At 63.7% G+C, this 22,538-nt stretch carries 22 protein-coding genes; 14 read left to right on the forward strand and 8 right to left on the reverse strand.

Going from position 1 to position 22,538, the window contains the following annotated elements; all coding sequences use genetic code 11:
• Positions 1–84: 84 nt before the first annotated feature.
• Together AC6I6L_RS02720 and AC6I6L_RS02725 are read left to right on the forward strand one after the other, a co-directional pair.
• The gene (locus AC6I6L_RS02720; RefSeq protein WP_497916177.1) at positions 85–1,251 is read left to right on the forward strand and encodes a thiolase C-terminal domain-containing protein; all 1,167 of its coding nucleotides are present in this window, start codon (positions 85–87) and stop codon (positions 1,249–1,251) included.
• Positions 1,248–1,643 carry a Zn-ribbon domain-containing OB-fold protein gene (locus tag AC6I6L_RS02725; protein WP_497916178.1) on the forward strand — a complete coding sequence of 132 codons (396 nt, stop codon included), beginning with the start codon at positions 1,248–1,250 and terminating at the stop codon, positions 1,641–1,643. Before AC6I6L_RS02720 ends, AC6I6L_RS02725 begins: the two co-directional genes overlap by 4 nt.
• A 44-nt stretch (positions 1,644–1,687) precedes the next feature.
• Here AC6I6L_RS02725 and AC6I6L_RS02730 read toward each other — a convergent pair whose 3' ends face one another.
• The 5 genes from AC6I6L_RS02730 to AC6I6L_RS02750 all read right to left on the reverse strand — a co-directional run bounded on the left by AC6I6L_RS02730 (position 1,688) and on the right by AC6I6L_RS02750 (position 6,117).
• Entirely contained in the window at positions 1,688–2,368 is a 681-nt protein-coding gene (locus AC6I6L_RS02730) for an alpha/beta hydrolase (protein ID WP_497916179.1), read from the reverse strand.
• A gap of 17 nt (positions 2,369–2,385) precedes the next feature.
• The gene (locus AC6I6L_RS02735; protein WP_497916180.1) at positions 2,386–3,417 is read right to left on the reverse strand and encodes a VOC family protein; all 1,032 of its coding nucleotides are present in this window, start codon (positions 3,415–3,417) and stop codon (positions 2,386–2,388) included.
• 118 nt (positions 3,418–3,535) lie between these two features.
• Complete coding sequence (locus AC6I6L_RS02740; RefSeq protein WP_497916181.1) at positions 3,536–4,468, reverse strand: alpha/beta fold hydrolase; 933 nt, start codon at positions 4,466–4,468, stop codon at positions 3,536–3,538.
• A 129-nt stretch (positions 4,469–4,597) separates the two neighbouring features.
• Complete coding sequence (meaB, locus tag AC6I6L_RS02745) at positions 4,598–5,704, reverse strand: methylmalonyl Co-A mutase-associated GTPase MeaB (RefSeq protein ID WP_497916182.1); 1,107 nt, start codon at positions 5,702–5,704, stop codon at positions 4,598–4,600.
• Positions 5,701–6,117 carry a cobalamin B12-binding domain-containing protein gene (locus tag AC6I6L_RS02750; protein ID WP_497916183.1) on the reverse strand — a complete coding sequence of 139 codons (417 nt, stop codon included), beginning with the start codon at positions 6,115–6,117 and terminating at the stop codon, positions 5,701–5,703. Before AC6I6L_RS02750 ends, meaB begins: the two co-directional genes overlap by 4 nt.
• A 320-nt stretch (positions 6,118–6,437) precedes the next feature.
• On the opposite strand from AC6I6L_RS02750, the gene AC6I6L_RS02755 reads away from it, so the two are divergent.
• The 4 genes from AC6I6L_RS02755 to AC6I6L_RS02770 all read left to right on the forward strand — a co-directional run bounded on the left by AC6I6L_RS02755 (position 6,438) and on the right by AC6I6L_RS02770 (position 9,491).
• Complete coding sequence (locus AC6I6L_RS02755; RefSeq protein WP_497916184.1) at positions 6,438–7,112, forward strand: HD domain-containing protein; 675 nt, start codon at positions 6,438–6,440, stop codon at positions 7,110–7,112.
• 61 nt (positions 7,113–7,173) lie between these two features.
• Positions 7,174–7,722 carry a tRNA (cytidine(56)-2'-O)-methyltransferase gene (locus AC6I6L_RS02760; RefSeq protein ID WP_497916185.1) on the forward strand — a complete coding sequence of 183 codons (549 nt, stop codon included), beginning with the start codon at positions 7,174–7,176 and terminating at the stop codon, positions 7,720–7,722.
• A 159-nt stretch (positions 7,723–7,881) separates the two neighbouring features.
• Positions 7,882–9,216 (forward strand): Trk system potassium transporter TrkA, encoded by a 1,335-nt coding sequence (gene trkA / locus AC6I6L_RS02765; protein WP_497916186.1) that lies wholly within the window; start codon positions 7,882–7,884, stop codon positions 9,214–9,216.
• Positions 9,217–9,344: 128 nt separating this feature from the next.
• Complete coding sequence (locus AC6I6L_RS02770; protein WP_497916187.1) at positions 9,345–9,491, forward strand: hypothetical protein; 147 nt, start codon at positions 9,345–9,347, stop codon at positions 9,489–9,491.
• Between the two features lie 408 nt (positions 9,492–9,899).
• On the opposite strand, the gene AC6I6L_RS02775 is transcribed toward AC6I6L_RS02770, so the two are convergent.
• Complete coding sequence (locus AC6I6L_RS02775; protein ID WP_497916188.1) at positions 9,900–10,115, reverse strand: hypothetical protein; 216 nt, start codon at positions 10,113–10,115, stop codon at positions 9,900–9,902.
• Between the two features lie 116 nt (positions 10,116–10,231).
• Here AC6I6L_RS02775 and AC6I6L_RS02780 point away from each other — a divergent pair, with 116 nt between their 5' ends.
• Positions 10,232–11,773: a TrkH family potassium uptake protein gene (locus tag AC6I6L_RS02780; protein WP_497916836.1), complete on the forward strand. Its 1,542-nt coding sequence runs from the start codon at positions 10,232–10,234 to the stop codon at positions 11,771–11,773.
• Between the two features lie 14 nt (positions 11,774–11,787).
• Here the strand turns inward: AC6I6L_RS02780 and AC6I6L_RS02785 are convergent, their stop codons facing one another.
• Complete coding sequence (locus AC6I6L_RS02785) at positions 11,788–13,422, reverse strand: potassium channel family protein (RefSeq protein WP_497916189.1); 1,635 nt, start codon at positions 13,420–13,422, stop codon at positions 11,788–11,790.
• Positions 13,423–13,581: 159 nt separating this feature from the next.
• Between AC6I6L_RS02785 and AC6I6L_RS02790 the strand changes: the two genes are divergently transcribed.
• Genes AC6I6L_RS02790 through AC6I6L_RS02800 form a run of 3 tightly spaced genes read left to right on the forward strand, consistent with a single transcriptional unit; the run spans position 13,582 to position 15,597 of the window.
• A complete protein-coding gene (locus AC6I6L_RS02790; protein WP_497916190.1) occupies positions 13,582–14,106 on the forward strand; it encodes a transcription factor in 525 nt (174 codons plus the stop codon).
• On the forward strand, positions 14,106–14,801 hold the full coding sequence (locus AC6I6L_RS02795; protein WP_497916191.1) for a DUF2110 family protein: 696 nt from the start codon (positions 14,106–14,108) through the stop codon (positions 14,799–14,801). The genes AC6I6L_RS02790 and AC6I6L_RS02795 overlap by 1 nt, the downstream gene beginning before the upstream one ends.
• Before the next feature lie 16 nt (positions 14,802–14,817).
• Positions 14,818–15,597, forward strand: coding sequence for a DUF5803 family protein (locus tag AC6I6L_RS02800; RefSeq protein ID WP_497916192.1), 780 nt, complete (start codon positions 14,818–14,820; stop codon positions 15,595–15,597).
• Between the two features lie 27 nt (positions 15,598–15,624).
• On the opposite strand, the gene AC6I6L_RS02805 is transcribed toward AC6I6L_RS02800, so the two are convergent.
• Positions 15,625–16,107, reverse strand: coding sequence for a chemotaxis protein CheW (locus AC6I6L_RS02805; protein ID WP_497916193.1), 483 nt, complete (start codon positions 16,105–16,107; stop codon positions 15,625–15,627).
• A 205-nt stretch (positions 16,108–16,312) separates the two neighbouring features.
• Between AC6I6L_RS02805 and AC6I6L_RS02810 the strand changes: the two genes are divergently transcribed.
• From AC6I6L_RS02810 to AC6I6L_RS02825, 4 genes are all read left to right on the forward strand, one after another.
• Positions 16,313–17,095, forward strand: a complete 783-nt coding sequence (locus AC6I6L_RS02810; RefSeq protein WP_497916194.1) for a chemotaxis protein CheW — start codon at positions 16,313–16,315, stop codon at positions 17,093–17,095.
• 198 nt (positions 17,096–17,293) lie between these two features.
• Positions 17,294–17,656, forward strand: a complete 363-nt coding sequence (cheY, locus tag AC6I6L_RS02815; protein WP_497916195.1) for a chemotaxis protein CheY — start codon at positions 17,294–17,296, stop codon at positions 17,654–17,656.
• Complete coding sequence (gene cheB / locus AC6I6L_RS02820; protein WP_497916196.1) at positions 17,653–18,870, forward strand: chemotaxis-specific protein-glutamate methyltransferase CheB; 1,218 nt, start codon at positions 17,653–17,655, stop codon at positions 18,868–18,870. The genes cheY and cheB overlap by 4 nt, the downstream gene beginning before the upstream one ends.
• Positions 18,863–22,534 (forward strand): Hpt domain-containing protein, encoded by a 3,672-nt coding sequence (locus tag AC6I6L_RS02825; protein WP_497916197.1) that lies wholly within the window; start codon positions 18,863–18,865, stop codon positions 22,532–22,534. Before cheB ends, AC6I6L_RS02825 begins: the two co-directional genes overlap by 8 nt.
• Positions 22,535–22,538 lie beyond the last annotated feature (4 nt).

The following is a 22,538-nucleotide window of genomic DNA, read 5'->3' on the forward strand; positions in this document are numbered from 1 at the left end:
GATGGAACCGATCGTGAGTGTGTGAACGCGAGTGTGTATATGTGAACCACGGAGTATTAGCCCATCCGCCTGCTAGTGTTGTCTATGAGTGACGTACGCGTGGCAGGTGTCGGCTTGACATCCTTCGGGAGCGCTCCCGAACGGACGAGTCGCGACCTCTTCGCAGAAGCGAGCATCATCGCGTTCGAGGACAGCGGCGTACCACGGGAGGACGTCGATGCACTCCTCTATGGCAATTTCATGGGCGAACTCTCGGAACACCAGGGCCACCACGGTCCGCTGATGGCCGAAGCCGCGGGCGTACAGGCTCCCGCCACCCGGTACGAGTCCGCCTGTGCCTCGAGCGGCGTCGCGGTTCGGGACGCGGTCAAACGAATCCGAAACGGCGAGGAGGACGTGATCCTCGTCGGCGGCGCGGAACGAATGACGAACCTCGGCACCGCGGGCGCGACCGAGGCGCTCGCGATCGCCGCCGACGACCTCTGGGAGGTCCGGGCCGGCGTGACCTTCCCCGGAGCCTACGCCCTGATGGCTCAGGCCTACTTCGACGAGTACGGCGGCGAACACGAGGACCTGGCCCACATCGCGGTCAAGAACCACGCGAACGCGCTGAACAACGACAAAGCACAGTACCAGCGCGCGATCGAAGTCGACGACGTTCTCGAGGCCCCGCAGGTCTCGAGTCCGCTCGGACTCTATGACTCCTGTCCGATCTCCGACGGGGCGGCCGCCGTCGTCCTCACGAGCGAGGCGTACGCCGAGGAACACGACATCGACGCGCCCGTCGCGATCACCGGCACCGGCCAGGGCGGCGATCGAATGGCGTTGCACGATCGAGACTATCTCGCGCGCTCGCCCGGTGCCCGCGAGGCCGGCACGGAAGCCTACGCCGAGGCCGGTATCGACGCCGCGAACGTCGACCTCGCGGAAGTCCACGACTGCTTTACGATCGCCGAGGTGCTCGCGATCGAAGCGCTCGACCTCGAACCGATCGGTGAAGGCATCGCGGCCGCCCGCAACGGTCGAACGACGGCCGACGGCGAGACGCCGGTCAACCTCTCGGGCGGGCTGAAAGCGAAGGGGCATCCCGTCGGAGCGACCGGGGCCTCCCAGATTGCCGAGGTTGCCGACCTCCTCGCGGGCGAGCATCCAAACAGTGAGCACGTGCCAGATGCGAGGGTCGGGGTCGCCCACAACGCGGGTGGCACCGTTGCCAGCGTCACCGTTCACGTACTGGAGGTGGTGGAATGACCGACGCCGAACCGGGCGTCCAGGACGCCGGCTTCGACGACTGGATCGACGCCGCAGAGGAAGGCCAGGCGTACTATCTCGAGTGCCCGGAGGGGCACGGCTCGCTGCCGCCCCGGCGCGTCTGTCCCGACTGTGGTGCGACGGACCTCGAACAGGTCCCGCTCCCCGAGACGGGCGAGATCGAGACGTTCACCGTCACTCACATCCCGACTCCGGCCTTCGGGGAGGACGCCCCCTACGCGACGGCGATCGCGGACTTCGGTCCCGTCCGCCTTACCGGCCAGGTCGTCGGCGTCGACCTCGAGACGATCGAGAACGGACTCGAGGTCGATATCGAGATCACCGTCTCGGAGACGACCGGCGAGCGCGTGCTGGCGTTCTCGCCCCAATAAGCTGCCAACTCGATTCTGCTGACTTCGGGATGTTTGGCGATTCTTCACGGCTCGAGAAGCGCCGTTAGCCGCGACGAGAGCGCCGAAAACCCCTCGTCAGTCACCGCGTGTCTTGCCCCCTCGGCTACTCGAACCGTCACGTCACCGTCGAGCGCCTCGAAGACGCGAGCGCTCGCTCGGACGCGATCGATCGAGAGGTACGGATCGTCGTCGTGACACTCGATCCAGACCGGCGTTCCCGCTAGGGACGGTTCCGTCAGCGACGCGCCGGCGTGCGGAGACCGTCCGCCGATCGAGGGGCCGGGAATCGTCCCCGAGAGGACGAACAGACCCCCGTAGCGACGCGGAACGCGGCGCGCGAACTCGGCCGCGACGCAGGCCCCCTGCGAGAAGCCCGCGATCGCGGTTCGATCGGCGGGGACGCCCGCTTTGCGCGCCATCTCGAGGGCGGCGTCGACGCGATCGACGGCCGAGGAGAGCCACGGCTCGTTGGTCTCGATCGGCGCGTCGGCGGGGTTCGCCAGCCACCGACTGCGTCGGCCCTGCGGGGCGAGTACCGCGAGTCCGTGCTGAGAGACGGGTTCGAACAGGTTGATAACGCCCTGCGCGGTGGCCCCGCGCCCGTGGAGAACGACGAGAGCGGCTTCCGCGGCCGCGGCCGGCGCGCCGGCCGTCAGAATCGGCTCAGTTCCGTGGGGGTCGGCGGTCTCACCGGGATCACTCATCGTCTGACTCGTAGCAATCACTCATCGCCGGTTGATCCCTCGTTCCCGTCGGGCGATCGAATCGGCGGCAGTTGGCTCTCGATCAGTTCCCGATCGTCCTCGAATCGCGGGGGGAGGTACAACGAGTCTCCCGTCAGATCGCCGCCGGATGCGGCCAGCCCCGGCGTCTCCGTCGCCAGCTCGAAGAGGATACCGCCGGGGTCGCGGACGTACAGCGAATGAAAGAAGTGCCGGTCTTTCACCCGAGACACGTCGTCGTCGCGCTCCCGGAACAGGTCGTGCCACGCGTAGAGGTCGTCGACGCTCGGGACGCGCAGGGCGACGTGGTGGAGCGCTCCCGCCCCCTCCCTGCCGAATTTCGGGGGCGATCGTCTTTCTCCCTCTTCCGCTTTCCCTCCCGACCTCGGGTTCGAACCGGCTCCACGATCGAGAACGTCCACGACGGTTGCTCGATCGCCCCGGGCGCGATACCGGACGCGATCGCCGTCCTGACCGACGCGATCGAATCCGAGCGTTTCGAGCGTGGCCGCCGTCGCGTACGGGTTCAGGGAGTCGAGCGTGACGCCGGCTATCCCACGAATTGCGGCCGACTCGGGAACCGAGGCGGTCCAGGGGTCGGTTCCCGCTGTCGCGACACCCGAGCCGGCAACGAGTTCGATCGGGGTTCCGTCCGGGTCCGTAAACGCGAGCACCCGCTCGTCGAATCGACTCGCCGGCGTTCGCGACGCGAGGTCGACGCCGCGATGCTCGAGTCGGTCGGTCCAGTAGTCGAAACTTCCCCCGGGGACGGCGAACGCGACGGCCGATGGTTGAGGAGTGCCGACACGTCCCGGATCGCTATTGGTGGCTGGAAAGAACGTGACGACGGTGCCCGGCGTGGCCGCCGCGTCGCCGTAGTAGAGGTGGTAGCCCAGGATATCCTCGAAGTTCACCGTTCGCTTACAAAAGCGAAGGCCGAGGGTGCCGGCGTAGAAGTCCGCGTTCGACTGCGGATCGCCGGCGAGGCCGGTGACGTGGTGGAGTCCGGGCGGGTCCGTGCGATCGCTCACGATCGAACCGAGGCGAAGCGAGTGCAAAACGGTTGCGGGCGGTTCGGAGGTCCCCGGTACCGTCTCGTCAGATTCCGCGTTCGCGCCTCTTCACGCCGTGCTACCGGTCCGTTCGCGGTTACCGCTCCGCGCGCGGAATTTCGGCGGTGAGATACTCCACGAATTTCTCGGGGTGTTCGGCGTGGGGGAGCAGCGTCGAGTAGTCGATGACGACGAGTTCGAGGTCGGCCGCATCCGCGAGCGTTCGACCGTCTCGAAGCGGAACCAGTTCCGCGTCTCGTCCCCAGACGAGCGTCGTCGGCGTCTCGAGGGCGGCGAGTTCCGTCTGGAGGTCGAACTCCGGATCGAGCGTCCCAGACGCAAACGATGCGGGTGCGTACCGCGCACCCGGCTGGTGGGCGCTTTGCCAGGCGTATTCGACCTCGTCCTCGCTGATTCGATCGGCGTCGTAGTAGCCGTCTCGATCGTAGAAGTATCGAATCGAGGGTTTGCTCGCGAGGAGGTTGAACAGCGTCGTGCCGACGACCGGTGTCCGAAGGAGGGTCCGGACCCAGGGTCGCTCGTCGGTGGTCTCCTCGGTCGGACAGATCAACACGAGGTGTGCGAAATCGCTTTCCCCGGCGGCGTCGGCGGCAAACGCGCCGGTCAGTGAGGAGGCGACGACGATCGGTTCGGCAGTGACGTCCGCGGCGAAATCACGGAGAAACTCGGCGTAGAGGGTTGAGGAGTAGACCAGCGGCGGGCGGTCAGATCGTCCGAATCCCGGCAGATCGACGGCGATCACGCGGTAGTTCTCCGCGAGCCGTTCGAAGATCGGCCGGAACTCGTGGCTGCTCGCCCCGGCGTGGATCCCGTGACAGAGCAGCATATCCGGGTCGTCCGGATCGCCCGCCACGGTGTAGGACACTTCGATGCCGCGCCATCGGTAGGTGCGTTCGACGCCCGGAAGCGGCTTCTCCAACTCGCTCGCACGGCTCTTGAGGACGCGGTTCCCGAGGACGGCACCGCCGACGATTCCGGCGGCTGCGCCGAGGACTGTTCGGGCTTTCATACTCCCTTCGTAAGGTGTCTATCGTCTTAGACCTGCGGTTCGGACTCAGACTGTGTGGTCCGAACGCGGCGGCTCCGTTCTCCGCGTGCGAAACGGAAACACTCCCGGTGACGACTGTCGACCCAGCGGTCAGTTCGATCCGGTGACGTCTCCGTCGAGATCGTCGAGACAGCGTTCGACGGGGGCGAGAAGGTCGTCTACGATCGTATACGGGTCCGTCTCGCCAGTCCGAACCGCGTCCGCGAGGTGGTCGATACCGCCGGCGCGATCGAGTTCTTTCTCTAAGATCGTGTGGATGTCCTCGCGAAGCAGCGCCCGAATCTCTTCAGCGTAGCGCGTTCGGACCATCTCTGACCGGGTTCCGGAGGCGACCAGATGCCGCTGGTGGGCGGCGAGTTCGTCGATGAACGTCTCGACGCCGTCACCCGTCGTCGCAACGGTTTCGACGATCGGTGGACTCCAGCGTTCGATCCCCCCGTCTCCGTCGGCTTCTTCAGGGCCACCCTCGTTGCCACCCTTGCCCCGATCGAGCCCTCCTGTACCCGTCGTGTCGCCACCGTGGTGGCCGCTGTCAACGGTTGCTGTCCCCTCGCCCAGATGGATCATCTCCTTGAGTTCCTGGATGGTCCGGTCAGCACCGGGCCGATCGGCCTTGTTGACGACGAACACGTCGGCTATTTCGAGAATGCCGGCTTTCAGCGTCTGGATGTCGTCGCCCGATCCCGGCGGAACGAGGACCGCGACGGTGTCGGCGGTTCGGACGATGTCGATCTCGTTTTGCCCGGCACCGACGGTTTCGATGATGATCTTGTCCTTGCCGAAGGCGTCCATCGCTTTGACGGCGTCGGCGGTCGCCGTCGAAAGCCCGCCGAGAGTGCCGCGGGCGCTCATCGATCGGACGAAGACGTCCATGTCGCCCACCGTCGACGCCATCCGAATGCGATCGCCCAGCACCGCGCCGCCGGTAAACGGCGAGGAGGGGTCGATCGCGATGATGCCGACCGTCTGGCCGCGATCGCGGTAGGACTCAGCGAGTTTGTCGACCAGCGTCGACTTACCCGCGCCGGGGCTGCCCGTGATCCCGATCACGTCGGCCTCGCCCGTGTGGGCGTACAGTGCCGAAACGAGGTCGCGGTAGCCCGGTGACCGGTTCTCGATCTTCGAGATGACCCTCGCGAGCGCGCGGTGTTCGCCAGAAAGCAGGGCCTCGAGGAGTGCGTCGTCGTCGCCGCTCATCGCTCGGGTGCGTTCTCGCGGACGAAGGCGATCGTCTCCTCGATCGAGGTTCCGGGGCCGAAAATCTCCGCAACCCCCAGCGCTCTCAGTTCCTCGCGGTCCTCGTCGGGGATGACGCCGCCGGCGAGGACGAGCGTGTCCGCTTTGGCACCGTACTCCTCGAGACCGTCCATGATCTTCGGAACGAGCGTGTCGTGTGCCCCGGAGAGGATCGAAATTCCGAGGACGTCGACGTCCTCCTGGACGGCCGCCTGCACGATCTCCTCGGGGGCTTTGTGCAGCCCGGAGTAGATGACCTCGAAGCCGGCGTCGCGAAACGCACGCGCGATGACGTGGGCACCTCGATCGTGACCGTCGAGACCGACTTTGGCGACGAGACACCGAATCGATTCCTGACCCTGTTCGCTGCTCATACCACTCTCTTTCGGTGCCGGCTGTTTGACTTTAACGGAAGATGTTCACATTTCGAAGGGGCGAAAATTCCACTGCGGGGCGCGTACCCGCCCCGTCCAGATTCGAATTCGATAGCTGTCATCTGTGGCCGGCTTTGGTTGCTACCGACCGGATAGTGTACCGTCGTCGATCGATCCGGGACCTCCTGAGGCGTATCGGTCATTTTCCCACGGACGGACATCGCGAACTAGACGGTGCCACCCTGAACCAAAGGCCTAAGAGCGAAACTACCTTACATTCCCGTAATGACTACCGTTCATCTATTGCGGAGGGATCTCTCGTGGGCGTCGAAATAAAAGAAAACAGGGTATCCGACGCCGAGTTCGAGGAAATGAAAGGGTTCGTCTTCGAGTATCTCGCGGCCAGCGTCAAGAAGGAAGACGAGGGCGGCCGGATGCGCTGGTACCCGTGGCACTCAGCGGAGTACAGACACAACCACATCCTCAACGTGGTCGAACTCGCCGAAGAGATCGCCCACAAGGAGGGTGCCGACATCGACGTGACGCGTGTCGCCGCGCTCTTTCACGACGTCGCCAAACTCGAGACGGATCAGGAACTGCACGCCGAGGCCGGCGCTCGCATCGCTCGCGAGTACCTCGAATCCCGGTCGGAGTATCCCGAATCGTTCATCACACAGGTGTGTCGAGCGATCGAACACCACTCCTACCAGGGTGATCTCTCCGACGTCACTCTCGAAACGCAGTGTCTGATCGAAGCCGATATGCTCGACAAGGTCGGCGCGAACGGTACCGCATTGATGCTGTTGCGAATGGGCTACGAGGCCCGCACTCATATGGATGCCGACGAGATGGTTGCCCGCGTCCTCGAACGCGGGTACGACGCCGCCTCGCGCGTTCAAAGCGAGACGGCCGAGAGCATCGCTCACCAGCGCCTGAAACGGGTCACGTGGTTCCGTGAGTGGCTCGAAGACGAAATCGCCGCGATGGGCGAGTAACCGATCGACGAGCGGCGACGAAAGCGAAATTTCCTAACCGTCGGGAGTGGTGGGGGTAGGTATGCACGCCGTTCCCGAAGTCACCGTCCTTCGACTCGGTCACCGGCCCGGCCGGGACGAGCGAATGACGACCCACGTCGGATTGACTGCGCGAGCGCTCGGTGCCGACCGCGTCGTCTTCCCTGAAAACGCCGGCCAGTCAGAGGAGACGGTCGCGGACATCACCGATCGATTCGGCGGTCCGTTTACCGTCGACCGCACCGACTCGCCGTCAGGGATGATCCGCAACTGGGAGGGGCGGGTTGTCCACCTCACCATGTACGGCGAGCGGGTCCAGGACGTCGAAGCGGCGGTTCGCTCCGCGACCGTCGACGGCGACGACCCGCTCCTGATCGTTGTCGGCGCGGAGAAAGTCTCCTTCGACGTGTACGAGAACGCCGACTGGAACGTCGGCGTCACTAACCAGCCCCACTCCGAAGTGGCGGGGCTTGCGGTCTTTCTCGATCGACTCTTCGAGGGCCGGGAACTGGAACGGGAGTGGGAGGACGCCGATCGTCGAGTGGTGCCGATGGAGACCGGGAAACGCGTCGAGTCCGTCGAGGAGAACTGACTCGGGATCGATCGACTGCCGACGACAGCCGACGACCGCCGACGACAGACGACGACCGCGACGGATCGCGCGAGTCGATCGCAACTGGTGGCGTGGTGGTGCGTAACGTATATCCGGTCCCTGAAAAAACTCCAATGTAATGACTCGCGAGGGATCACCGTGCGCGTAATTATCGTCGGTGCCGGCGAGGTCGGACGGACGATCGCTGCCAATCTCGAGGATTCACACGACGTCGTCGTCGTCGACCGCGATCCCGACGTGGTCGAGGATCTGACTTACTCGATGGACGTTCTCGCCGTCGAAGGGGACGGGACGGACATCGAGACGCTCGAGGAGGCCGGACTCGGGAAGGCCGGACTGGTCATCGCCTGTACCGACGACGACGAGGTCAATCTCGTCGTCTGCGGCGCGGTAAAAACGAGAACCGACGCGTTCACGATCGCACGCGTCAAGCGCCGGACGCTGCTCGAGACCTGGCAAGGCTCCGAGGGTGCCTTCGGCGTGGACTTTATGGCCTGTACGGACCTCCTGACCGCGCAGGCGATCTTCCGCATCTCGGGGTTAGAGGCCGCCCAGGACGTCGAGATGTTCGCCGGGGGACTGGTTCGAATGGCGGAGTTCGACATCCGACCGGAGAGTCCGGTCGCCGACAAGTCCGTCCGCGAGGCCGACCAGTACGACTCGTTGACGTTCGCCGGCATCTTCCGGAACGGCGAAATGATGGTTGCGACCGGTGACACGATGATTCGCGCCGGGGACAGGGTGGTCGTCATCGGCAGTCCGGAGTCGGTTATCGGATTCGCGACCGACATCGTGAGCAAGCGACCGTCCGACGACAAGGAGGTCGTTATCGTCGGAGCCAGCGAAATCGGGTTCCAGGTCGCGCGCCTGTTCGAAGAGCAGGGGAACTACCCGCGGCTGATCGAACGGGATCACGATCGCGCCCGAGAGGTCGCGGAGGCGCTGCCACACACGATGGTCATGGAGAGCGACGGGACGGACGCGGAGTTTCTCGCCCGCGAACACGTCGACGAAGCCGACATCGTCATCGCCGCCCTCGACAGCGACGAAAAGAACCTGCTCGTCTCGCTGCTGGCCGGTCGACTCGGCGTCGATCGAACCGTCGCCGTCATCGAGCATCCGGAGTACGCCGACGTCTTCGAGACCGTCGGGATCGACGTCGCGGTCAACCCGCGCGAGGAGACTGCAGAGGACATCATCCGCTTTACTCGGGCCGACCACACCGAGAAAGTCGCGATGCTCGAACACGATCAAGCGGAGGTGATCGAAATCGAGGCTGGCGTCGAAAGCGCACTCACCGGACGCCAGATCGCCGACGCGATGGGAGAGATGCCCGACGGCGTCGTGATCGGAGCGATTTCTCGCGGCGGCAACCTCATTACTCCCCGCGGGACGACCGTCGTACAACCCGGCGATCACGTCGTTCTCTTCGTCGATGCCAACGTCCTCGACGAGGTCGTCGACCTCCTGTGACCGACGCCGTCTCGATCCGTTCACCGAGTCGCACAGTTTGCGGACCACGGGATAATCGTGCGATCGGTTCTCACGTTGCACCGACCGGAGGTAGATTCAAGTCGATCCGTGAACCAGTTACATACAGGATGGGGGTCCTCGATACAATTCGCACGATCGTCGACGACGGTGTGGTAGACCTGTACGAGTGTCGGGACTGTGGCGCACAGTTCGACCACACCGTCGAGGAGTGTTCCCGGTGCGAGTCGACGGAAATCTCTCACTACGAGTTTTGAGCGGTCGTCGACCGAGGTAGCGAGATTCGGTGTCGTGTCTCCTGCCCGCTCCGGCGAGTGCCGTCTTCGCGCCTGCGTCTCGCTGAGGTTCGGTGAGGGCGACCGGTACCCGTGTATCCCGGGTTCGGGAACGACCAAGACAGCAGAATTATGTGGGAAAGCGGGAGTATTGAACGCAACTATGAATCACAGTTCGGATCCGGCAGCATCTGTTATATATCGGTTTGCGATTCGGTTACGACCGGCGTCGGCCGGTCGACGCTCGCGGAGGTCTCTTCGGTGATGATCGGGTTCGATCGGGAACTCGCCGGCGACCTCGGTTGCGTCGAGGGTGGCGCGCAGGGATGTGGTACACCGGTTGGCGGAGCGATCACCCTGCGGGGCCCGCTTTCGTTCGCCGCTGCTCGGTCAGGTCGTCCGTTTGACCGATCGACCGAGAATCCGATCGACCGCCCACACCGCCCAGGCGAAGACGAGCAACACGAAGACCAGCATCTCGTACCGAACGATCGTTCCGTGCCAGACGCTCACCACGGCAGCCATCAGCCCGACCGAAATGACGATGATCCCGAATACGTCGAAAAATGTCCGGGGGTGACGGAGGCTTGGCACTCGGCGGTCCATGGTAGGTGTCAGTACGGCACGAGCGTTCTTAGCTCTCTCCCCGGTCACGTGGCCAAGTGCAGCAGGGGTGTGATATTGCGATCGGTGCCGTCGATCGATCGATCGGAGGTGTGGCGCTGATGGTCCGCATCGACTGGCGGGCGAGCCTCTCGCTCACCGGGACGATCATGAAGTACCTCGCAGTGACGATGTTCGTCCCGCTCGTCGTCGCACTCGTCTACCGGGAAGACATCCTCGTCTTTGCGGGGACGATCGCCCTCACGGTCGGACTCGGGATCGCACTCGAGCGATTCGACCCGGATCCGGATCTCCAACCCAGAGAGGCGTTGTTGCTCGTGGCTGTCACGTGGTTTAGCGTCGCCGTCGTGGGTGCGGTTCCGTACGTGCTCGCGGGCTACGGGACGGCCTCGACCCTCTCACACCCGGTCAACGCCCTGTTCGAGTCGATGTCCGGATTCACGACGACCGGGGCGACCGTCCTCGGGGAAATATCGCTCGAACGCCACTCCCACGCGATCCTGATGTGGCGCCAGCTCACACAGTGGCTCGGCGGGATGGGTATCATCGTGTTGATGATCGCGATCCTCCCCGAGCTGGCGGTCAACGGCGCACAGCTCATCCGGGCGGAGGCTCCGGGACCGGAACTCCAGAAACTCACGCCGAAGATTGCCGAGACGGCCCGGATTCTCTGGCTCGTCTACTTCGGCTTTACCGTGCTGTTGATCGGGCTCCTCTACGGGCTCCACCTCCTCGGGTTCGCGCCCAACATGGGATTCTATAACGCGGTTGCCCACGGGTTCTCGACGCTGCCGACCGGCGGATTCTCCCCGGAAGCCAACAGCATTGCGGCGTTCTCCGCCGCCGTCCAGTGGATCATCATCCCGTTCATGGTCGTCGCCGGAACCAACTTCGCGCTGTTCTGGTTCCTCCTCCGGGGCGAGCCGAGACGGTTCCTCCGCAACAGCGAGTTCCGCGCTTACGCCGGTGCGATCGCCGTTCTGGTCGGAATCCTCGCCGCGCTCCTCTACGGCGGAGCGGCACCGGCGCTGGGTGCACTCGGCGGGACGACAGAGGGGACGACCGAACCGGCGCTCCGTCAGGCCGCGTTCCAGATCGGCTCCCTGATGAACTCGACGGGATTCGCCACGAGCGACTTCGCCCAGTGGGACACGAACGCGCAAGTGCTCCTGTTGTTCGCGATGTTCATCGGCGGCAGCGCCGGTTCGACCGGCGGGGGTATCAAAGTCATTCGGTGGCTCATCATCCTCAAGGTCGCGCGCCGAGAACTCTTCACGACCGCCCACCCCGAGGCCATCAAGCCGATCAGACTCGGCGGCATCGTCGTCGACGAGGACGCCGTTCGCGGCGTGCTCGGCTTCACTATCATCTACCTCCTCGTCTTCGCCGTCGCGACCGTCCTGATCGCACTCGATGCGGCCCGCGTCGACACCATCGAACTGAGCGCGATCGACGCGGTCAGCGCGTCCATTGCGACGGTCGGGAACATCGGGCCGGGATTCGGCGAACTCGGCCCGTTCGGCGGCTACAACGGGTTTCCGATGACCTCCAAACTTCTGATGATATTCCTCATGTGGATCGGCCGTCTCGAAATCATTCCCGCCCTCGTCGTGTTTACTGGAGCGTTCTGGAAGCGGTGATCAGGGACGAACGGTCAACAGAACGATCGCTCGAACGAACGAATTCCGTCGTCCGTGCCGACGACGACGAGTTCGTCGCCGGGCCTGACCTCCGTCTCCGGCCCGATATCCGTGAGGACATCGCTCCCCCGCCGAATCGCGATCACCGTACAGCCGGTTTCGTTGCGGATATCCGCCTCGGCGATCGTTCGCCCGACGATGGTCGGGGCGGGCGTCCTGATAACCTCCATTCGTTGTTCGAGTGAGAGGACGTTCCGGCCTTCGAGGAGATGTGACGCGGCCATGCGGCCGGTTACCGTCGCCAGCGACAACACGTAATCGGCACCGGCGCGGAACGTCTTCGAGACGTTCGCATCCTCCTCGACGCGACCGATAATCTCCGTGTCCGGGGCCAGATCGCGGATTACGAGCGTTGCGAACTCGGTCGTAGTATCGTCGGGCAGCGCCAGAACGACCGTCGCAGCGTCCTCGACGCCGGCCGCAGCGAGCGGTTCCGTTTCGGTCGCATCGCCGACGATATCCACGCCGTCCATCTCGCTCCGATCGAGGACCGTGTGCGAAATGCCCGCCGAATCGAGTTCGGCGGCGACGGTTTGCCCGACCTGCCCGTAGCCGACGACCACCGTTTCCCCGGTTTCGAACGTTCGAACCGTCGACTGCGTCATCCCGACGAGGCGATCGAGTTGGTCGGACCGACCGGCAACGAGCAACACCGTTCCAGCGGCGAGGGTCTTCTCGGGCGGGACCGAGGTCTCGAAGCTGCCTCGAATCCACGCGCCGACCACGTTGACCCCCGATCGCTCTCGAATGGTGCTCTCGGCCAGGGTCGTCCCGGCCATAGCGCTCCCGTGGCGGATCGGCACCTCCGCGAGCCGTAACTGATCGCTGATCTCGACCGCTTCGTCGATCTCCGATCGCAACGCGGTGGTCACTTTGGCCGCGAGACTCTCACCGAGCAACGGCCGCGGCGAGAGGACGTGATCGGCGCCGGCTAACCGATGGTACTTCGCCCGCTCTGGGTCCTCGACGACGCTGACGATCGACACGCTTTCGGTGAGTTCCCGTGCGGCGAGGACGATACTCGCGTCCACCTGATCGGACACGTCCGCGAGCAGCGCGCGGGCCGAGCGTAGTCGTGCGGCTTCCAGCCCCGCGGTCGATTCCGGGTCCCCCCAGATCACGCGATGACCATCCTCGAACAGTTCGTCCGCTCTGTCGCGGTCGGACTCGACGATCACGTACGGCACGTCCCGAGAGTCGAGTTCGTCGATCAGTGTTTCGGCCCGTGTCGTGTACGAACAGATCACGACGTGATCCGAGAGGGGGCTATCGAGTTTCCGCGGCGCAGCCGTAGAGAGAAAGGTTTCCAGTAACGGCGTCGCCACCACCGGTAACGCGCCGACGAGCGCCGCCATACCGAGCAGATCCGTCACGGTAACGAATAATTGCATCTCCGGACTCTCCCAGGGAGCGTCGCCCCCGAACCCCGTCGTCGTAAACATCTCGACGGCAAACTGGAACGAGTCGAGAAACGTCCGCGGTCGTCCCTCGTAGACGGTCATTCCCCACTGATACCCGAACGCAGTCGCCACCAGCGCCACGCCCAAAAAAACAAAGTATGCGATAACGCGCCGCTTCCATCCGTCCATACCCGTAGACAAACACGGCGCTCACAAAAACGTACAGTTGCCGACGCTACCGGTCGCTCGACGGCCGATCCAACGACGGGTGAACCCGCTGCATCCCGGCCGTGCTCTCAGCGCCGTCGCTCAAAAGACTTAATGGCGAGATGGCGTTACGGATAGGTAATGGCTTTTGAGGACCTGCTCGAGGACCCGGTAATTCAGAAGTACTTGCACGAGCTGGTCGGTCCCAAGGGGATGCCCGTCGCGGCGGCACCGCCGGACGGGGAAGTGACCGACGAGGAACTCGCCGAGGAACTCGACCTCGAGTTGAACGACGTTCGCCGGGCGCTGTTTATTCTCTACGAGAACGACCTGGCGACGTACAGACGGCTGCGCGACGAAGACTCGGGGTGGCTGACCTACCTCTGGACGTTCGAGTACGACAACATCCCGGAGAATCTCGAGTCGGAGATGTACCGCCTCCACGAGGCCCTCGAGGCCCGTCGGGAGTACGAGCGCAACCACGAGTTCTACCTCTGTGAAATCTGCTCGATCCGCTTCGAGTTCGGGGAGGCGATGGACTTCGGCTTCGAGTGTCCGGAGTGTGGCTCGCCGGTCGAATCGATGGACAACGATCGACTCGTCACCGCGATGGACGACCGACTCGATGCCCTCGAGGACGAACTCAATATCGACGCGGAAGCCTGATGGTCGTCCTCGCAACCAAACTCTACGTCGAGGGCGACGCCCGCGAGCGATCGCTCGACTCGCTGCGATCGCTCGTCGACAACGAGATCGGCGACCTCGACGTGGAGTACGAGATCGGCGTCCGCCACGACGACTTCCCGTCGGTGACGATCGACGGCGACGACGCGGTCGTCGCGCGAAACGTCCTGGGCGAGGCGTTCGGAGAAATCGTCCCGACCCTCGAGGCCGGCGAACCCTACGTCGGTACCCTCGAATCGTGGGACGACGACGGGTTCGTTCTCGACGCCGGCCAGGGAGACGGCGTCCGGATTCCGGCGGACGAACTCGGTCTCGGTCCCGGAACCCCGGCACAGATTCGCGATCGGTACGGGCTGGTCCAGCACATGCCGCTGCGGTTCGTCTACGGCGGCGACCGTTCCAGCGGCGACGCGGACGCCTCGCGGCTTGCCGACGAGGAAGTCGATCGCCTTTACGAGTGGACCCGCGGACGCGGCCGACTCAACGTCAACAGCGCGACTCGGGGCGAGGTCCGCGCCACGCTCAACCGGGCGGGACACGCACAGGATTACGTCACGATCGAGCGACTCGGACTGCTCGAACAGAGCGTCATCTGCGGTGACGAAACCGATCCGCCGGGACTCCTTTCGAGCGTGGGGTCGTATCTGCCGGCCGAACTCCGCTGTGTCGTCCCCTGAACCTTCGTCTCTACGTATGAATCGACGGTTCGTCCTCGCGGTGGTCGCGGTCGGATTCCTCGTGGCGTTAGCCGGCTGCTCGGCAATTTTCGGCGGCATTTCCGACGAAGAACTCGATCGCGAGCAAGAGTACGACGATTTGCGTGAGAGCGACGCGGACGTGGCAATCGACATCCAGGGTGGCGGGCTGCTCGGAAGCGGCGAGTTCCGGGCGGTCTACGATCTGAACGAAACCGAGGAACTCTCGTTGTACCGTTCGAGTTTTTACCGCGACGAAGCCCTCGACATCCACAGCGTCCGGTACTGGCATCCCGATGGGACCGAAGTAACGGGGTCGGAGCTGGACGTCGACCAGAGTCGATCGAGTACCGAAATTCGCGTCCCCGACGGGAACGGCACGCTCGCGTTCTCGGGAAGCGCCGGGAGCAAGACGTTCCGTCTGCCGGCGTTCGTGGCAGGTTCCTACGAGGTAACGCTCCCCGAGAACCACCGGAGTTCGAACTTCCTGTTCGGTGATGTTACTCCCGGAGGATACGAGCGCGAAACGGTTGCGGACGGCGATCGCGAACGGCTGATATGGTCGGATGTCGACAGCACGCTCTCGATCCGGTTCTATCACACTCGGGACATCGCGCTGTTTGCCGGGCTCGTGGGAACGGTCGTCCTGCTCGGCGGTGCCGGCGTCGGCTACTACTACCGCCAGGCAAAACGACTCCAGAAACGGCGAGAAGAGATGGGAATGGACGTCGACATCGAAAACGATTCGCGCGACGGGCCGCCACCCGGAATGCGGTAGCCACCCCGTCTGGTCGTGCCCTGGCAGTCACGTCGAGGAGCCGTGCATCGCGGCGTGGTCGAGCCAGACCACGCCCTTACCGTCGATTTCGAGACGCCCGTTGATGTGTCGGGTAGCTGTTGCCGATCGCGTGGGTTCGAGACCGTCAGTCCGAACCGTTCTGGTGACGTCGACGTCGTCGACGAGCCAACCGTAGTAGTCACCGTCGTCGTCGGTGCGTCGAAAGACGAGGAGTTTCGGCTCCGCGATTCGCGAGACGGTCCGCATCGACGAAGCGAACAGTCGCGGCAGGTCGATGACGCGAACCCGATCGGTGCCGACCGTGACGGTTCCGGCGTGCCACGGATCCGCCGTCGATCCGAGCGTTTCGTTCCCGGTAACGCTTACGACGGACGCGACGGCGTCGGCGGCGACGCAGAACCGCCGTCCGTCCAGATCGAACGAAAGAATCGTCACTCGTTCGGACTCGTCTCCGTCATCGCTGTCGTCGTCCGCGTTCAGCGCCGACATCGTTCACTGAATTCAGTGGATCGATTTTGAGATAACCCTTTCGGAGAATTGGGATGAAGAGGCCATACGGGATCCCACGCAGCAGCGATCGATCCTGCCACCAGTACGGGGCTGGAATCGACTGTTTCGTCGGCATGCGATCGGTCTGGGTGATCAATCCGAGAGTCAATGTTTTAGTGGTGGAATGTGATAGACGAATAGGAACATGGCCCCGGATCTGCCCGACAAACTTCTCGGAATTGGTAACGACGATGCAGACGCCCGGCGGGAAGCGTCGGATGGGGCGAACGACGAGGAAGAACGCAGGCAGTTCGTCGTCGTCGGACTCGGAGAACACGAACTCGCGATTCCAGTCGACGACGTCAAGACGGTCACCGAAATACCGGCAAACCCAACCCGAATCCCCCGTTCGCCGGCCGCGATCGAGGGCGTGACGGACCTTCGGGGGGAGATCACCGTCGTCGTCGATCCGACCGTTCATTTCCCGACGACGGAAGATCGACGGGATCGCGAGCGACTGCTCGTGTTCGATCGATCCGCAGATCAGCAGTCAGCAGCCATCAGGGTCGACGAGGTGATCGGCGTCGAGACCGTCCCGGAGGGAGACATCCTCGACGAGGGAACGATCGAAGACCGATCGGTGTCTGGTGACGCACTCGAGCATCCGCTCGTCGTGGCGCTCCTCGAACAGGAGCACGAACCCGAGCGTGATACCGTGGTCGCCACGGAGTCGACGGACGTCGACGGACCGGGCGTGGGTGGGGACGTTTCGAGCCGAGCGGGTGGGCTAACGACGGTATCTTCGACGGGGCGAACCGCTGGATCCGGGTTCGGTGCCGTCGGCGAAACGTTCGAGATCGATACCGAAGACGAAACTGACGGCGTAGAGCAGTCGGACTCGTCGGATGAGCCTCGAGAGATCGTTGTCGAACTAACGGCAGTCCTCGACGTCGACAAATTACTGTTGGCGTCGGGTCACAGTATCTGATCGCTCCCGTCTGGACGAGTCAGACTGTCGAGTAGCGTTTGTTGTCCGGGATCACGGTGTGTAATTGATTTTCACGCAACTGCGTATGTCGGGGTTTTAGCCCGCTCTCTCCCTCGTATTCGTCACTTATCATGACTGATAATCGAGAGACAGCATTTATGGTAGTTGTATTTCTATCAGCGGTTGGTGTACTACTGAATGTCGACAGGGGTGCTCATCGTGGACGACTCTCATTTTATGCGGAACTTACTGCGGCAAATCCTCGAACAGGATTACCGCATCCTTGGAGAGGCGTCCAACGGCGCTGAAGCGGTCAAACTGTACAAAGAACACGATCCCGACATCGTCATGATGGACATCGTGATGCCCAAGTGTAACGGTATCAAGGCGACGGCGGCGATCAAAAAACTCGATCCCCGCGCACGCGTCATCATGTGCACGAGCGTTGGACAGCGTGAGAAAATGAAACTCGCCGTGAAAGCTGGCGCGGACGGGTACGTCACGAAACCCTTCGAAGAACCCAGCGTCAGAAAGGCCCTTTCAGACGTCGTTGCTGCATGACGCGAGTACTCGTTGTCGATGACTCGACGTTTATGCGGACAGTCATCGGCAACGCACTCTCCGAGGCTGGCTACGAGGTCGACACCGCAGCGGACGGCTCGGAAGCGATCGCCGCCGTCGCGGCGTCCGACCCGGATATCGTCACCATGGACGTCGAGATGCCCGAACTCGACGGTATCGACGCCGTCGAACGGATTATGGCGACGAACCCGACGCTAATTCTCATGCTCAGTGCATACACTGAATCGGGCGCGGAGGCGACCCTCGACGCGCTCGAGCGGGGTGCGGTAGATTTCATTCACAAGCCCGGTCCCGACGACGCGGCGTCACGGAATATTGCAGACCTCGCAGACGAGGTCGTCGACGCGGTTCACGACCTCGCCAACGCGAACATCTCTTCCCATGCGCTTGCACGCACCACGGCGAGTGCTCGCTCTGTGGGCACCGACGGATCGAGCGCGGCACGCAACGGCGAACCGATGCGAGAGACAGCCGGGACGATCGCCGGAAACGGCGCGGTTTCCGAACTGACTGGGCCGGACGCGGCGACTGGGGCGGAGCCGACGCTGACGCCGAACTCGATCGACAGTGGCGACCAACCGGTCGAGATGCAGTGCGATGTCGAACCAGTTATCGTCGTTGGCGCGTCGACCGGTGGGCCAAAACTCATCGAACGACTGCTCACGCAACTTCCCGGAGCACTCGGCGCGAAAGTCCTCGTCGTCCAGCACATGCCGGCGAGTTTCACCGGCCGGTTCGCCGAACGGCTCGATCCGTTGAGCGAGTACGACGTCTCAGAGGCGAGCGATGGTGACCGGCTTCGAGCCGGCGACGCGGTCGTCGCTCCCGGCGACCGGCATCTCGAGGTCGCGGCCAACACGAACGGAACCGTTCGGCTCCGCCTGACCGATGGCGATCGCGTTCACGGCGTCCGTCCCTCGATCGATATCACGATGAAAACCGCGGCTGCAGTGGTCGAAGACTCGCTCTGTGGCGTCGTGCTAACCGGAATGGGACGGGACGGCGCGGCCGGCATCGAAGCGATCGCAACTGCCGGTGGCCATACGATCGCTCAGGACGAGGCGACGAGCCCGGTGTTTGGCATCCCCTGTCAGGCGATCGAGACGGGTTGTGTCGACGCGGTCGTCCCTGGCGAGGAGGTTCGCAACGCGATCGTCGCCACGTATGCAACGGACGGTGAGAACGATGACTGATTATGTGACCGACTTCGTCCAGGAGAGCGACGAACAAATCACGGAGTTGAACAACGCCCTGCTCGCGCTGGAGCGAGACCCCGACAGCGACGAGGCGATGGAGAACATCTTTCGCATCGCACACACACTTAAAGGAAACTGCGGTGCGATGGGCCTGGAGCCGGCGAGCGAACTCGCACACGCGATCGAAGACTTACTCGACGCGGTTCGCAGCGACGATCTCGACGTCTCGCCCGCGGTGATGGACGTCATCTTCGACGCCGTCGACGAACTCGAGACGATGGTCGCGGAGGTCGACGCAACCGGCGAGATCGAAACCGATCCGACGGCGACGATCGACGCGCTCCGAGACCCCATCGACGCGCCGGCGAGTCCGGCGTCGATCGCGCCGCCGACCGAGCGCGAACTCGACGCCGTCGTCGATCGATTCGACCCACCTGCCGACGGTCACGAGGCCTACTTCGCGCGTCTCGCGATCACTCCCAACGAGGAGGTCAACAACGGTCGACTGGTCGTCGAGGCCCTGATCGACGCGTTCGATCTGCTCGGAACCGACCCGCCACGGGATCGGATCGACGCGGACGAGTTCGGGACCCGCTTCGACGCCGTCTTCGGCAGCGCCGTCGGCGTTGGGGCGATCGAGTCGGGGCTCGAACCGGTCGACGAGGTCGACGAGTTCGAGATCGTCACCGTGACCGATCGGTTCGAGGCCGCAAGAGCCGACCGGGAGAGCGCGCCGGACTCCGGGAGCGGGGGCGAATTCGAGGTCGGTTCCGCCGACGCGCTCTCCGGTGAGGAAGCTCAGGATTTGGACGTCGACGAACTGCTCGACGAGTTCGAGGAGTTCGATAATCTGGACGAGCGAGTCGAGGAACTCGCGGACGACGATCTGGAGGCCTTCGACGACATGGGCGAGGCCGGCAGTTTCGACGACTTGCTCGGTGGCGCGGCCGGCGGCGAACTGGACGACGCCGTGTCGATCGACGACGGCGGCGAAGACGAATCGACAGCTGTGGACTCCTCGTCGACCCAATCGGAGCCGGCCGCTGACGACGTCGACGACGCCAGCGCGGTTTTCGACGAACTCAAAGACGAAGTCGAGATGGTCGGGTTCGACGAACTGCAGGACGAACTCGACGAACTCGAATTCGACGAGTTTGACGACGAGGACGAAGTCGACATGGACGAACTCCTCGGAGACGATGTCGACCTCGAAGACGACTCGTTCCTCGACACCGACGTGAGCGAGGCGGATGTCGACGCGATCGTGGCCGGCGGCGAATCCGATCTCGACTCCGACGTGGAAACCGCACCAGCCGGCGAGTCGGGTTCTTCGGAGCCACGCTCGGAGGCAGCGAGCGCGATCGACGCCGGTGCAGATTTCGATCCCGTGGCCGACGAATCCGAATCCGAACCCGAACCCGAACCGGCGTCCGAAGACTCAGACGACGACAGCGAGGACGCCGAGACGGCCACGTCCGCCACAGCAGCCGAGTCGACAGCGAGACCGGAACACGACGACGTTGCAGACGACGGGGCCGCTGCCCGCTCCAAGGCGACTGCCGATGCAGATGAGGACGACACGATTTCCGCGACGGATTCGGAGTCTCCGAATTCTGAGTCGGTTGCCACGGAGACCAATGATCTCCCCGAAAAAGGTGAGGTGGCCGTTGATAGCGAGGACGTCGAAACGCAGATCGACGATCCGGCCGAAGATGACGCCGAGGACCTGACAGCGGAGGCGATCGACGCGAACGATGGTCTCGATAACGACGAGGTGGCGGCTGGTCTCGATGAGGTGGATGATGGCGGTGCCGTCGACGACGGATCTGAAGATACCGGCGTCGCTGACGTTGGGTCCGGATCCGTAAACGACGAACTCGATTCTGACGACGGCTTCGGAACGGGCGACGAACTCGATTCTGACGACGGCTTTGCAAACGATGCGTTGGACATCGACGACGAGTTCGGCGCAGATGACGGGGTCGCTGACGAGTTCGGGGACGACTCGTTCGGTCTCGACGATAACGTCGAAGACGACGGCTTCGAAGAGCAGGCGACCACGGACAACGCATTCGGTGACGATGACAGCAGCGTTGCGTTCGATGACGTAGTTTCCGAAGCCGACGAGAGTTCTGGGGACGAGTTCGACGACGGGAACGCAAGCATCGACGACGAGTCGTTCGAGACCAGCGAGATCGACTTCGATGACACCGACATCCCGACGAGCGACCCTGTTGATTTCGCAGTGGATGACGACGAGGCGGATTCCTTCGCAGACGCGTTCGGTGAGGACGTGCTCGACGACGAGACGACCGACGAATCGATCGTCGACGAGGAGTTTGCCATCCCGGATACGTCGTTCGATCAGGGCGAGGACGCGGTCGACTCCTTTGGCGATGACGCCGTCGAGACGAGCGACGACGAGGACGCCGTCATCCGAACGTTCGACGAACCGTCGATCGAGATTCCGGATATTACGCTTCCGGACGGTCTCGATCGGCCGGACGCCGACCAGCAAACCGACGAGATTCAGTCAGTGCGGGTCGACGTCGAACAGATCGATTCGTTACTTACCCTCGTCGAGGGGCTGGTTACGAGCCGCGTCAGGCTTCGTCACGCGATCGAAACCGGAGAAGACCTCCAGACGATCGCGAGGGAGCTGGACGACGTCGAGGACCTGACGACGGATCTTCAGGAAACGGTGATGGACGTCCGCCTCGTCCCGCTACAGACGGTCGCGAACCGACTCCCACGGGTCGTCCGCGACATCGCCCGCGAGCAGGACAAAGACGTCTCCTTCGAGATGACTGGCGAAGACGTCGAACTCGATCGCAGCATCCTCGATCGCATCGGCGATCCGCTCATCCACCTGGTTCGAAACGCCGTCGATCACGGGATCGAATCACCAGAGCAACGTGAGGACACCGACAAACCCCGAGAAGGGACTGTCGCGATGATCGCCGAGCGATCGCGCGATCAGGTCCGAATCACGATCTCGGACGACGGGAGCGGACTCGATCCCGATCGGTTGCGATCCGAAGCCGTCGACGCCGGCGTACTCACCGAGGAGGAGGCAACAGCCCTCTCGGAGGAAGACGCGTACGAACTCGTGTTCCACTCCGGTCTCTCGACGGCCGACGAAGTGACGGACGTCAGCGGCCGCGGGGTCGGCATGGACGTCGTCAAGCGGACTATCGAAGACCTCGAGGGTACGATCGAAATCGACAGCGAGCGAGGGGCCGGTACGACGGTCACGATGTCGCTGCCGGTGTCGGTTGCGATCGACGATATCCTCTTTTTCGAGTGTGGCGGCGAGGAGTTCGGCGTCCCGACGAACGCTGTCGGCGACATCGAAACCGCCGCCGCGATCGAAACCGTCGACGGCCAGTCGGTTCTGCCCGGCGGAGAAACCGACTCTCGGGTCGTCGACGTCGCGGAGGTCCTCGAGACCCCACGCACGGGTGCCAACGGCGACGGAATGGTCGTCCGAATTCGCGACGAGGTTCGATCGATCGCGTTGCACTGTGACTACGTCCACGGGCAACAGGAGGTCGTCGTCAAGCCCTTCGAGGGGTTCATGCGTGATATTCCTGGACTCAGTGGGGCGACGGTGCGGGGTCGGGGAGAGGTAGTCAACATCCTTGACGTGACGACACTATGAACGA

This window comes from Halosolutus sp. DAT137 (assembly GCF_059736405.1).

Coding starts and splice junctions, on each gene's coding strand:
- AC6I6L_RS02770 (WP_497916187.1), top strand. CDS start 9,345: ATGGGGGTCCTCGATACAATTCGCACGATCGTCGACGACGGTGTGGTA.
- cheY (WP_497916195.1), top strand. CDS start 17,294: ATGTCGACAGGGGTGCTCATCGTGGACGACTCTCATTTTATGCGGAAC.
- AC6I6L_RS02750 (WP_497916183.1), bottom strand. CDS start 6,117: ATGAGCAGCGAACAGGGTCAGGAATCGATTCGGTGTCTCGTCGCCAAA.
- AC6I6L_RS02785 (WP_497916189.1), bottom strand. CDS start 13,422: ATGGACGGATGGAAGCGGCGCGTTATCGCATACTTTGTTTTTTTGGGC.
- AC6I6L_RS02760 (WP_497916185.1), top strand. CDS start 7,174: ATGCACGCCGTTCCCGAAGTCACCGTCCTTCGACTCGGTCACCGGCCC.
- AC6I6L_RS02825 (WP_497916197.1), top strand. CDS start 18,863: ATGACTGATTATGTGACCGACTTCGTCCAGGAGAGCGACGAACAAATC.
- AC6I6L_RS02725 (WP_497916178.1), top strand. CDS start 1,248: ATGACCGACGCCGAACCGGGCGTCCAGGACGCCGGCTTCGACGACTGG.
- AC6I6L_RS02775 (WP_497916188.1), bottom strand. CDS start 10,115: ATGGACCGCCGAGTGCCAAGCCTCCGTCACCCCCGGACATTTTTCGAC.
- AC6I6L_RS02810 (WP_497916194.1), top strand. CDS start 16,313: ATGGCCCCGGATCTGCCCGACAAACTTCTCGGAATTGGTAACGACGAT.
- AC6I6L_RS02800 (WP_497916192.1), top strand. CDS start 14,818: ATGAATCGACGGTTCGTCCTCGCGGTGGTCGCGGTCGGATTCCTCGTG.
- AC6I6L_RS02730 (WP_497916179.1), bottom strand. CDS start 2,368: ATGAGTGATCCCGGTGAGACCGCCGACCCCCACGGAACTGAGCCGATT.
- AC6I6L_RS02795 (WP_497916191.1), top strand. CDS start 14,106: ATGGTCGTCCTCGCAACCAAACTCTACGTCGAGGGCGACGCCCGCGAG.
- AC6I6L_RS02790 (WP_497916190.1), top strand. CDS start 13,582: ATGGCTTTTGAGGACCTGCTCGAGGACCCGGTAATTCAGAAGTACTTG.
- AC6I6L_RS02720 (WP_497916177.1), top strand. CDS start 85: ATGAGTGACGTACGCGTGGCAGGTGTCGGCTTGACATCCTTCGGGAGC.
- AC6I6L_RS02740 (WP_497916181.1), bottom strand. CDS start 4,468: ATGAAAGCCCGAACAGTCCTCGGCGCAGCCGCCGGAATCGTCGGCGGT.
- meaB (WP_497916182.1), bottom strand. CDS start 5,704: ATGAGCGGCGACGACGACGCACTCCTCGAGGCCCTGCTTTCTGGCGAA.
- cheB (WP_497916196.1), top strand. CDS start 17,653: ATGACGCGAGTACTCGTTGTCGATGACTCGACGTTTATGCGGACAGTC.
- AC6I6L_RS02805 (WP_497916193.1), bottom strand. CDS start 16,107: ATGTCGGCGCTGAACGCGGACGACGACAGCGATGACGGAGACGAGTCC.